This is a genomic window from Streptococcus sp. HMSC077D04 (assembly GCF_001808785.1).
GTDB lineage: Bacteria > Bacillota > Bacilli > Lactobacillales > Streptococcaceae > Streptococcus > Streptococcus mitis_BX.
This window is the reverse complement of the sequence record NZ_KV794516.1, coordinates 13,035-24,517: the sequence shown is the minus strand read 5'-3', so window position 1 is coordinate 24,517 and position 11,483 is coordinate 13,035. Positions and strand designations below refer to the sequence as shown.

The following is an 11,483-nucleotide window of genomic DNA, read 5'->3' as shown; positions in this document are numbered from 1 at the left end:
TCGCTGTTTATTTTTTATCGAAAAGACTTAGTCTTCTTTTCTTTTAGTGAGTCCATAGGCTGCTAGTGAGGCCATGAGTCCTGCGACTACTAGTCCTGCAGAATCGTGACTTCCTGTTTCAGGAAGTTTTTTCTCTGTTGCCACAGGAGCTGGACCTTGAGGAAGAGCTTTGCTTTCCTCAGCAGGAGCAGTTGATGGAGCTGGTTGGCTTGGGATTTCTAGTTTTGGTTTTTCTTCAGCAATAGCGGCTTGTCCGTTTTCATCGCCTACATGTGTTACCATAGTTCCGACTTCGACTATTTGAGTAACAGCTTCCTGTGCTACGACACTATTTACAAGTGCTTTCACTTCCTTACCATCGGCAGAAGTGCTCACAGAGTAGAAGTTTGTACGGCGACCGTTGACACCTTTAGTAATGACTTGTGCTTTTCCTTTGAGCAAGAGTGGATTTTCACGAGTCACTGTGGTAAATGGAATTTCTTCTTCTTGGATATCAAGTCTAGGTTTTGTTTCTGCAACTGGAGCAAGATCATGTTCATCACCTACATGTGTTACAAGGGTTCCGACTTCAACAATTTGAGTAACTGCTTCTTTGGTTACAAGACTATCTACAAGTGTTTTCACTTCCTTGCCATCAACAGTGCTCACAGAGTAGAAGTTGCTACGATGTCCATTGACGCCCTTAGTAATGACTTGTGTTTTTCCTTTGAGTAAGAGTGGATTTTCACGAGTCACTGTGGTAAATGGAATTTCTTCCTCTTGAACATCTAGTCTAGATTTTACCTCAGTAGTTGGTGCAAGACCACTTTCATCACCCTTGTGAGTTACAGGAGCGCCGACTTCAACCACTTGGTTTACAACTTCTTTGGTTACCTGGCTATCAAGGACTGTTTCTGTTGTTTTTCCATTTTCAGTGAGTACAGAGATGTAATGAGTTCGTTCACCTTTGACTCCTGCTGTAATAATATTTTCCTGACCAGCTGGGAGGTTAGGATTTTCTTTCTTGATAACTTCAAATGGAATTTCTTCAGTTCTTGTGATGAGTTCTGGACTGGTTTCAACATTGGCAGCCACTTCATTTTCATCCAGGCTTCCTGAATGAGTTGCAGCTGGTTTAAGACCTAAGCGAGCGGCTTTTAGGTTGGCTACAAGTGTGTCAAGCTCAGCTTGTTTATTACGGTTGAGGTTGTAATTTAGAGCTGTTTTAGCTGCGTCAAGGGCCTCAAGACTTTCTGTGCTATATCCGTCTAAGTTTGTAGGAATTTTAGCTAATTCTTCGCGGAGAGCATTATAATTAGCACGGAAGTAGTCTTTGTTGTGGTCTGCAAAGGCAGTCATAAGTTCAAAGATTTCTTCCTCCTTGTACTCAGCGCTTGGTCTATCTGCCCAGATAGCAAGCATACTTCCGACTGTTGGAAGGTCTACTTCAGGATATTTGGTAGAAGCTAGTTGATTGAATGGTGTTTTTCCAGTATTCTCAATAGCTTTTTTGAGGAAACCACCACCATCTTCTGGTTTTTGACCGAGAATGTAGTACCAGTCACCGTTGGTATTCAAGAACTTATAACCCTTGCTTGCTAGGTATTGAGGTGATGCGAGGTTGTAGCCCCACCAGCCTTTAGACCAGTAAGAAATCAAGACATCTTTGTCAAACTGAACATCGTCCTTGTCCTCATAGTAGAAGCCATCGTTGAAGGCCATTGGTTGAAGCCCTCTTTCCTTAGCCATAGCAGCAAGGGTGTTGGCATATTCGGCAAACTTGCCATAGAGTTGATACCATTTGAGGTAGTACCAGCCTTGGGCACTAGTCGCATCGTTAGCGTATTCGTCAGTACCAAAGTTGAAAATCTTTGTTTTTCCTGCAAAGAAGTCCATGTATTTACCGATGAGGGCTTTTACAAAGTTCATCGCTTCTTCGTTTCTCAAGTCCATAGTTGTTTTGGAGACTTTGTCAAAGTGGGCTTGAGGATTTTTAATACCCAATTTTTCCATGGCAACCAGCATAGCATCCATGTGACCTGGACTGTTAATAGCTGGGATGAGACCGATGCCCTTAGATTTAGCGTATTCAATTAGTTCTGTCACTTCTGCCTGTGTTAGTGCAGTGCCGTTTGGATCGTCGTAGTAAGCTTTAGTTCCTTCGATAATAGCTTTTTTAACGTCATCACTAGCATAGGTTTTTCCGTTGGCAGTAATGGTCATATCATCGAGTAGGAAGCGAAGTCCGTCATTTCCTAGAAGGAGATGAACATCAGAATATCCGAGCTCACTGGCCTTATCTACGATGTGTTTGAGTTGGTCAAGAGTAAAGTATTTGCGTCCAGCATCGATTGAGATTACCTTGTTTTTGGCAAGTTTTTCAACCTCACGTTTAGCTTCTTCTTCTTTTTGAGCTTCTGGTGTGAAGGTCAAATTGCTGACTGCTTCTTGAAGTTTTGCAATTGCTTGGTCAATCGTGTCTTGTTGGGCACGGCTGAGGTTGCTATCAAGTGAACGGATGACTTTTGCCGCTTCGTTAACCGCTGCGACGCTTTCTGCAGTATAACGGTTAAGGTCTTTTGGTACCTCGTTAAGTGCTTTTTTTGCAGACTCATAATCAGCTGCGAAGTATTCAGCGTTAGAATTTGCGAATTGACGCATGAGTTTGAAGAGGCGTGACGGTGAATAACGTGCAGATGGAGTGTCGGCCCACGCAGCTACCATACCACCGATGAATGGAATAGTTGCTCCGTCGGATTTTGGTACTGAAGTGATTGGAGTGTTCTTGATACCGTTTAAGCCTTGATCAAGGTTGTACCAACCTTGGCCATCTGCATTTCGCCCAAGAACATAGTACCAAGCATCGTTAGTGTTTAGGATTTGGTGACCTTTTTCTACTAGAAGTTTAGAAGAAGCGACGTCGTAACCTCCCCAACCACCAGTCCACATTGAAACGATGATATCTTTGTCAAACGTTCCGAAGCTAGTATCACTATTGTAGTAGATACCATCATTGAAAGCCATTGGTTTTAGACCGTGCGATTTTACAATACGAGCTAGGTCATTGGCGTAGGCAATAAATTTTTCATAGCCTTTTACAGGGTAGCCTTCGTTTGGATAGTATTTATCAGCTTGAAGAACGCTCCAACCTTTAGCGTTTGTTGCATCATTGGCATATTCATCCAGTCCGATGTTGAAGATTTCAGTCTTTTTCGCGAAATAAGCAGCATATTTATCGATAAGGGCTTTTGTAAAAGCGACTGCTTGTTCGTTGTCAAGATCGACAGTACGGGCTGATTCCTTCCCAAAATAGTTAAAGTTAGGGTTTTGGATTCCCAATTCTTTCATGGCATTGAGGATTGCATCCATGTGACCAGGACTATTTACTGTTGGAATGAGACCGATACCTTTATCTTTGGCATAGTTAATCAAATCTGTCATTTGACTTTCTGTTAAGTGATTGCCGTTTGGATCGTTGTAATAATCATTTGTACCTTTTTCAATGGCACGTTTGACATCGTCACTGGCATAGGTCTTGCCGTTAGCTGTGATGCTCATATCGTCCAACATGAAGCGGAGTCCATCATTTCCAACTAATAGGTGTAAATCAGTGTAGCCATAATGTTTCGCTTTGTCAATGATTTCCTTGAGTTGTTCTGGTGAGAAATATTTACGTCCAGCATCAATAGAAACAATTTTCTTTTTAGCTAGTTTTTCATTTACAGTTGTAGCACGTTCCTTTCCTGCCTCTGTTGCCGGTTTGTCAGCCTCTGCTTTCGCTACATCTTTTTTAGCTGGTTTATCCTTGTCAGTCTTGTCAGTATTTGACTCTTTAGAATCAGCCTCTTTCTTAGGGCTAGCTTCTTCTGCCTTTTTATTAGCAGTTTCTTTTTCAGCAGAAGTTGGAGTTACCACTTCTTCTTTATCACTAGGAGTTGAACTAACTTCCTCTTGTGGTTTTTCTTCTGTTTTTGGAAGACTAGCTACCTTATCAGCAGCTGGAATTTCTGTTTCTACAGTTTTTGGAGCTTCTGGTTGAAGCTCTGCTTTAGGTGTTTCCTCAGTCCGATTTTCGGATGATTGAGGGGAATCAGAAACCGTATGGATGGTCGGTTGGTTTTCTGTAGTAGTAGGAGTAACTCCATCGGCTGTAACAGTCTGTGCTTGGAAGGCGAATCCAATTAGAACAGAAGCTGCTCCTACAGCGTATTTACGAATAGAAAAACGCTGTTGTTTTTCATGTTTCATTGCAAAACCTCCTGATTGCATTGTTATATTGATAGCGTTTACATAAATCAACACCTTTATTTTATTTCTTATATTAACGAGAGTCAAGAGGAGATGACAAAAAACTATAATAAGTATAAAAAAATATAAAATTTAAACTTAAGATTTCAGATTGGTCGGAAAAGATACATATATATATCTAGTAGAATCTTTTTGGTTCTATTTCTATAAAATACTCCACAAATTATAGAATCTTCCAAAAATAGGTAAGCGCTACCTTTTTGGTATGGTATAATAAGCATAGAAAAAGCCCAAGCAAGGCTTAGGCTTTCTTCTTAGTGATCACGGTCACATGAAATGAATTTGATTTTGTAGTAATCCGCTCGTTTATATGTTTCGCTGTAAGCGAGAACTTGACCAGTAGACTCTAGTTTAGTAGTCTTGGTTTGTAAAACGGTTGGGAATTGTTCATCGACTCCGAGGACCGAAGCCGCATGTTCTGGAGTTGGAAATGCTATTTCATTGATTTCTTCAAAATGTTCATCATTCATGTGAATGTGGTAATCCAATTTGAAACGGTTATAGATAGAGCTATAATATTCAAGATTTGGATAATTTGCGTTGATGTATTGTTCTGGAATGTAAGATGTATGGTAGATGTAGACAACACCACCTGTTTCGCGTACGCGTTCAATCTTGTAGTAGAACTGATCTCCGCGTAGTCCAAGTTTTTCTAAGTAGCTTAGTTTGTTTCCACGCTCAATAGAAAGGACGGTAACTTTATCATCTTTAGTTTCAAAAACTTCTACATCTGAAAACTCTACGAGTTTGTGTTTGCGTGCGCGTGAAACGAATGTACCCTTTCCCTGTTGGCGGACAATATAGCCATCCTTGGCAAGGTCGTTTAAGGCGCGAACAACTGTGATAGAACTAACATCATACATTGCAATCAATTCAGCTTCAGTGTAGAATTTATCTCCACTAGCAAATTGACCAGAAATGATTTTGTTCTTTAACTCATCTTTAATATATTGATACTTTGGAATTGCCATATTTTCACCTCGATTTTCCTTCTCCGTTAAAGATTTTACCATAAAACTGGAAAGAATAGTAGCCTTTTGAATAAAAAAATTAGAATAATAGGCTATAAGGTTAATTTACATAGGAATAAATAGAAAAACCTACATTTTTATACATGGTGCCAAAATGTTGTTATGACTATAGATTACAAGATTTTTATAAGTTTTTTGTGTAAAATTTAGTGAAAAATGAAAAAAATTGTGAAAACCTATTGACAAATGCAGGATATTGAGATATATTTACTATATCAACAAATGAAAGCGTAAACTTTAGTTGTCAGAAGGTAAGAATATGACACGATTTGAGATACGGGATGATTTTTATCTCGATGGAAAATCATTTAAGATTTTATCTGGCGCCATTCATTATTTTAGGGTTCCTCCAGAAGATTGGTATCATTCGCTCTATAACTTGAAGGCTCTTGGTTTTAATACAGTAGAGACTTATGTAGCTTGGAATTTACACGAGCCTCGTGAGGGTGAATTTCACTTTGAAGGAGCTCTGGATTTGGAGCGATTTCTCCAGACAGCGCAAGATTTGGGTCTTTACGCTATCGTTCGTCCCTCTCCCTTTATCTGTGCGGAGTGGGAATTCGGTGGCTTACCAGCTTGGCTTTTAACCAAGAATATGAGGCTTCGTTCCTCAGATCCTGCTTATATTGAAGCTGTCGGTCGCTACTATGACCAGCTCTTGTCACGATTGGTTCCACATTTGTTGGACAATAGTGGCAATATCCTTATGATGCAGGTTGAAAATGAGTATGGTTCTTATGGAGAAGATAAGGCTTACCTGAGAGCAATTCGACAGTTGATGGAAGAGCGTGGCGTAACCTGTCCTCTCTTTACATCAGATGGTCCATGGAGAGCTACTCTGAAAGCTGGAACCTTAATCGAAGATGACCTCTTTGTAACAGGAAACTTTGGTTCTAAAGCTCCGTACAATTTTTCACAGATGCAGGAATTCTTTGATGAACATGGCAAGAAATGGCCACTCATGTGTATGGAGTTCTGGGATGGCTGGTTCAATCGTTGGAAGGAACCGATTATCACACGGGATCCCAAAGAATTGGCAGAAGCTGTTCGAGAGGTTTTGGAACAAGGCTCCATCAATCTTTATATGTTCCACGGTGGTACAAACTTTGGCTTCATGAATGGTTGCTCAGCTCGAGGGACTTTGGACCTACCACAAGTTACATCTTATGATTATGATGCCCTTCTAGATGAGGAAGGAAATCCAACTGCCAAATATCTGGCAGTCAAGAAGATGATGGCAACACATTTTCCAGAGTATCCGCAGCTGGAACCACTCTACAAAGAGAGTATGGAGTTGGATGCTATTCCACTAGTTGAAAAAGTTTCCTTGTTTGAAACCTTGGATAGCTTGTCAAGTCCAGTAGAAAGCCTCTATCCTAAAAAGATGGAGGAGTTGGGACAAAGCTATGGCTATCTACTCTATCGAACAGAAACAAACTGGGATGCAGAAGAAGAAAGACTTCGTATCATTGACGGTCGAGATAGAGCTCAGCTTTATGTCGATGGTCAGTGGGTCGAAACCCAATATCAGACAGAGATTGGGGAAGATATTTTTTATCAAGGTAAAAAGAAAGCGCTATCCAGGTTAGATATCTTGGTAGAAAATATGGGGCGTGTCAACTATGGACACAAGTTCTTAGCAGATACGCAACGTAAGGGAATTCGGACAGGGGTTTGTAAGGATTTACACTTCTTACTAAACTGGAAACACTATCCACTCCCACTAGACAATCCTGAGAAAATTGATTTTTCAAAAGGATGGACAGAAGGACAACCAGCCTTTTATGCTTATGACTTTACAGTCCAAGAGCCAAAAGATACTTACCTAGACTTGTCTGAGTTTGGTAAGGGAGTTGCCTTTGTCAATGGGCAGAACCTAGGACGTTTTTGGAACGTCGGCCCAACCCTCTCGCTTTATATTCCTCATAGCTATCTAAAGGAAGGTGCTAACCGCATCATTATCTTTGAAACAGAAGGTGAATATAAAGAAGAGATTTATTTAACTCGTAAACCTACACTAAAACACATAAAGGGGGAAAATTTATGACAATTGTAGGATGCCGTATCGATGGACGTTTGATCCACGGACAAGTAGCCAATCTTTGGGCTGGAAAACTAAATGTTTCACGTATTATGGTTGTGGATGACGAAGTTGTCAACAACGACGTTGAAAAGAGTGGTTTGAAATTAGCGACACCACCAGGTGTGAAATTGAGTATTTTGCCAATTGAGAAAGCGGCAGCCAATATTCTTGCTGGTAAATACGATAGCCAACGTCTCTTTATCGTGGCTCGTAAACCAGACCGTTTCCTTGGTTTGGTAGAAGCAGGTGTACCACTTGAAACCCTTAATGTTGGGAATATGTCTCAAACACCAGAAACTCGCGCCATCACACGTTCTATCAACGTAGTGGACAAGGATGTGGAAGACTTCCACAAACTGGCAGAAAAAGGTGTTAAACTTACTGCTCAAATGGTTCCAAATGATCCAGTTTCAGACTTTTTGAGCTTATTAAAATAGGAAAAAATTTTTAGGAGGTCATTGTTATGATACAATGGTGGCAAATTTTACTTCTCACTTTGTACTCAGCTTATCAAATCTGTGATGAGTTGACGATCGTTTCATCTGCAGGTTCCCCTGTATTTGCTGGTTTCATTACTGGTTTAATCATGGGAGATGTGACAACTGGTTTGTTTATCGGTGGTAGCTTGCAGTTGTTCGTACTTGGGGTTGGTACCTTCGGTGGTGCTTCTCGTATCGACGCAACTTCTGGTGCGGTTCTTGCAACAGCATTCTCAGTTTCACAAGGAATCGCTACAGACCTTGCGATTACAACAATCGCTGTACCAGTAGCAGCACTTTTAACATACTTCGACGTTCTTGGACGTATGACAACTACTTTCTTCGCACACCGTATTGATGCTGCAATCGAACGCTTTGACTATAAAGCAATCGAACGCAACTACCTTCTTGGTGCTCTTCCTTGGGCTCTTTCTCGTGCCCTTCCAGTCTTCTTTGCCCTTGCCTTTGGTGGTGCATTTGTACAAACAGTAGTAGACTTGGTTAAACAATACCAATGGGTTGCAGATGGTTTGACACTTGCAGGACGTATGCTTCCAGGTCTTGGATTTGCAATCTTGCTTCGTTACCTTCCAGTTAAACGTAACCTTCACTACCTTGCTATGGGATTCGGTTTAACAGCTATGTTGACTGTTCTTTACTCATACGTAACAGGTCTTGGTGGCGCTGTTGCAGGTATTATCGGTACTCTACCTAAAGATGTTGCTGAAAAAATTGGTTTCGTGAACAACTTCAAAGGATTGTCTATGATTGGTATCTCTATCGTAGGTATCTTCCTAGCAGTGCTTCACTTCAAAAATAGCCAAAAAGTAGCTGTAGCAGCACCTTCTACACCATCAGAAAGTGGGGAAATCGAAGATGACGAATTCTAATTACAAACTTACAAAAGAAGATTTTAATCAAATCAACAAACGTAGCTTGTTTACTTTCCAATTGGGTTGGAACTACGAACGTATGCAAGCATCTGGTTACCTTTACATGATTTTGCCTCAATTGCGTAAAATGTATGGGGATGGAACTCCTGAATTGAAAGAAATGATGAAAGTTCATACTCAATTCTTCAATACTTCACCATTCTTCCATACCATTATCGCTGGTTTTGACCTTGCCATGGAAGAAAAAGATGGTGTAGGTTCCAAAGATGCCGTTAACGGTATCAAGACAGGTTTGATGGGACCATTTGCTCCTCTTGGAGATACAATCTTTGGTTCTCTTGTACCTGCTATTATGGGATCTATCGCAGCAACTATGGCTATCGCTGGCCAACCTTGGGGTATCTTCCTTTGGATTGCAGTTGCAGTAGCGTATGACATCTTCCGTTGGAAACAGTTGGAATTTGCCTACAAAGAAGGGGTTAACCTTATCAACAACATGCAAAGTACATTGACAGCTTTGATTGACGCTGCATCTGTACTTGGTGTCTTCATGATGGGTGCTCTTGTAGCCACAATGATCAACTTTGAAATTTCTTATAAATTGCCAATCGGTGAAAAGATGATTGACTTCCAAGACATCTTGAACTCAATCTTCCCACGCTTACTTCCAGCAATCTTTACTGCATTTATCTTCTGGTTGCTTGGTAAGAAAGGTATGACTTCTACTAAAGCTATCGGTATCATTATCGCTCTTGCAGTAGGTCTTTCATTCATCGGTAAATTCTTGCTTGGAATGGGCGCATAATTTATGGCTAAATCATTAATTTTGGTGAGTCATGGTCGTTTCTGTGAAGAACTTAAAGGTAGCACTGAAATGATCATGGGTCCACAAGACAATATTCATGCAGTGGCTCTTCTTCCAGAAGATGGCCCAGAAGAATTTACTGCAAAATTTGAAGCTGCTATTGAAGGATTGGATGATTTCCTAGTCTTTGCGGATCTTCTCGGTGGAACACCATGTAACGTGGTGAGTCGCTTGATCATGGAAGGTCGTGATATCGAACTTTACGCAGGGATGAATCTTCCAATGGTGATTGAATTTATCAATGCGAGCCTTACAGGCGCAGATGCAGACTATAAGAGCCGTGCTGCAGAAAGTATCGTAAAAGTAAATGATTTATTAGCTGGCTTCGATGATGATGAAGATGAATAAGATGTGACAACGTGAAAATCACAGGGAAAATAGGCGATAAGAGGATGGAGCGATGCTCCGACGATAATCGGTCTTTTTCCCAAAGATTTTAGTTGGAACTCGATTCAATAAGATGTGATATCGTGAAAATCGTTAGAGCATTTTATATAGAATATACATGGGAATGGGGCTTACTCCCATTCCCATATTTAATAGAAAAAGAGGAAATCAATGCTACATTATACAAAAGAAGACTTGCTCGAATTGGGTGCAGAAATCACTACACGTGAAATCTACCAACAGCCTGATGTATGGAAAGAAGCTTTTGAATCTTATCAAGCAAAACGTGAAGAAATTGCAGCCTTCCTACAAGGGATTGCTGATAAACATGACTATATCAAGGTTATTTTGACAGGTGCGGGGACTTCTGCTTATGTGGGAGATACCTTGGTACCTTACTTTAAGGAAGTATATGACGAACGCAAATGGAATTTCAATGCCATTGCGACAACAGATATCGTTGCCAATCCAGAAACTTATTTGAAAAAAGATGTGGCAACTGTCCTTGTGTCTTTTGCTCGTAGTGGGAACTCACCTGAAAGTGTGGCGACTGTTGATTTGGCCAAAGCCTTGGTGGATGAGCTTTATCAAGTGACGATTACTTGTGCAGCAGATGGTAAATTGGCTCTTCAAGCTCATGGAGATGACCGCAATCTTTTGCTTTTGCAACCAGCTGCTTCCAATGATGCTGGATTTGCTATGACTTCTAGCTTTACGTCTATGATGTTGACAGCTCTCTTGGTCTTTGATCCTACAGAATTTGCTGTTAAAGCTGAACGTTTTGAAGTTGTATCTAGTCTTGCCCGTAAAGTTCTAGACAATGCAGAAGATGTCAAAGAGCTTGTTGACCTCGACTTTAACCGTGTCATCTATCTAGGCGCTGGTCCTTTCTTTGGACTTGCTCATGAAGCTCAGCTCAAAATTTTGGAACTGACTGCTGGTCAAGTTGCGACTATGTATGAAAGCCCAGTCGGCTTCCGTCACGGTCCAAAATCTCTTATCAACGAAGATACAGTTGTCTTGGTCTTTGGTACAACGACAGACTACACTCGTAAGTACGACTTAGACTTGGTTCGTGAAGTTGCTGGTGATCAGATTGCTCGTCGTGTTGTGCTTTTGAGTGATCAAGCCTTTGGTCTTGAAAATGTCAAAGAAGTGCCACTTGGTTGTGGCGGTGTCTTGAATGATATTTACCGTGTCTTCCCTTACATCGTTTATGCCCAACTCTTTGCCCTATTGACTTCACTCAAGGTAGAAAATAAACCTGATACACCTTCTCCTACAGGTACAGTGAACCGTGTGGTACAAGGCGTGATCATCCACGAATATCAAAAGTAAGACTCTTCGAAAATCTCTTTAAACCATACTAGTGTAGCCTTGCCGTAGGTATATGTTACTGACTTCGTCAGTCTTATCCGGCAACCTCAAAACAGTGTTTTGAGCTGACTTCGTCAGTTC

At 40.9% G+C, this 11,483-nt stretch carries 8 protein-coding genes; 6 read left to right on the top strand and 2 right to left on the bottom strand.

What is annotated here, in order from left to right; genetic code table 11:
• Positions 1-27 precede the first annotated feature (27 nt).
• Both strH and HMPREF2701_RS02735 read right to left on the bottom strand, forming a co-directional pair.
• Positions 28-4,227: an LPXTG-anchored beta-N-acetylhexosaminidase StrH gene (gene strH / locus HMPREF2701_RS02740; RefSeq protein ID WP_061590453.1), complete on the bottom strand. Its 4,200-nt coding sequence runs from the start codon at positions 4,225-4,227 to the stop codon at positions 28-30.
• A gap of 314 nt (positions 4,228-4,541) precedes the next feature.
• Entirely contained in the window at positions 4,542-5,258 is a 717-nt protein-coding gene (locus tag HMPREF2701_RS02735) for a GntR family transcriptional regulator (protein WP_031237756.1), read from the bottom strand.
• A 319-nt stretch (positions 5,259-5,577) separates the two neighbouring features.
• On the opposite strand from HMPREF2701_RS02735, the gene HMPREF2701_RS02730 reads away from it, so the two are divergent.
• The 6 genes from HMPREF2701_RS02730 to HMPREF2701_RS02705 all read left to right on the top strand — a co-directional run bounded on the left by HMPREF2701_RS02730 (position 5,578) and on the right by HMPREF2701_RS02705 (position 11,363).
• A complete protein-coding gene (locus HMPREF2701_RS02730) occupies positions 5,578-7,365 on the top strand; it encodes a glycoside hydrolase family 35 protein (RefSeq protein WP_061590438.1) in 1,788 nt (595 codons plus the stop codon).
• Entirely contained in the window at positions 7,362-7,838 is a 477-nt protein-coding gene (locus tag HMPREF2701_RS02725; RefSeq protein WP_000156971.1) for a PTS sugar transporter subunit IIB, read from the top strand. The genes HMPREF2701_RS02730 and HMPREF2701_RS02725 overlap by 4 nt, the downstream gene beginning before the upstream one ends.
• A gap of 26 nt (positions 7,839-7,864) precedes the next feature.
• Complete coding sequence (locus tag HMPREF2701_RS02720; RefSeq protein ID WP_061590437.1) at positions 7,865-8,770, top strand: PTS mannose/fructose/sorbose/N-acetylgalactosamine transporter subunit IIC; 906 nt, start codon at positions 7,865-7,867, stop codon at positions 8,768-8,770.
• Positions 8,757-9,578, top strand: a complete 822-nt coding sequence (locus HMPREF2701_RS02715) for a PTS system mannose/fructose/sorbose family transporter subunit IID (protein WP_049509964.1) — start codon at positions 8,757-8,759, stop codon at positions 9,576-9,578. The genes HMPREF2701_RS02720 and HMPREF2701_RS02715 overlap by 14 nt, the downstream gene beginning before the upstream one ends.
• 3 nt (positions 9,579-9,581) lie before the next feature.
• The gene (locus HMPREF2701_RS02710) at positions 9,582-9,986 is read left to right on the top strand and encodes a PTS sugar transporter subunit IIA (RefSeq protein ID WP_081093993.1); all 405 of its coding nucleotides are present in this window, start codon (positions 9,582-9,584) and stop codon (positions 9,984-9,986) included.
• 210 nt (positions 9,987-10,196) lie between these two features.
• Positions 10,197-11,363, top strand: coding sequence for an SIS domain-containing protein (locus tag HMPREF2701_RS02705; RefSeq protein ID WP_049502318.1), 1,167 nt, complete (start codon positions 10,197-10,199; stop codon positions 11,361-11,363).
• Positions 11,364-11,483 lie beyond the last annotated feature (120 nt).

Coding starts and splice junctions, on each gene's coding strand:
- HMPREF2701_RS02710 (WP_081093993.1), top strand. CDS start 9,582: ATGGCTAAATCATTAATTTTGGTGAGTCATGGTCGTTTCTGTGAAGAA.
- HMPREF2701_RS02735 (WP_031237756.1), bottom strand. CDS start 5,258: ATGGCAATTCCAAAGTATCAATATATTAAAGATGAGTTAAAGAACAAA.
- HMPREF2701_RS02705 (WP_049502318.1), top strand. CDS start 10,197: ATGCTACATTATACAAAAGAAGACTTGCTCGAATTGGGTGCAGAAATC.
- HMPREF2701_RS02730 (WP_061590438.1), top strand. CDS start 5,578: ATGACACGATTTGAGATACGGGATGATTTTTATCTCGATGGAAAATCA.
- HMPREF2701_RS02725 (WP_000156971.1), top strand. CDS start 7,362: ATGACAATTGTAGGATGCCGTATCGATGGACGTTTGATCCACGGACAA.
- HMPREF2701_RS02715 (WP_049509964.1), top strand. CDS start 8,757: ATGACGAATTCTAATTACAAACTTACAAAAGAAGATTTTAATCAAATC.
- HMPREF2701_RS02720 (WP_061590437.1), top strand. CDS start 7,865: ATGATACAATGGTGGCAAATTTTACTTCTCACTTTGTACTCAGCTTAT.
- strH (WP_061590453.1), bottom strand. CDS start 4,227: ATGAAACATGAAAAACAACAGCGTTTTTCTATTCGTAAATACGCTGTA.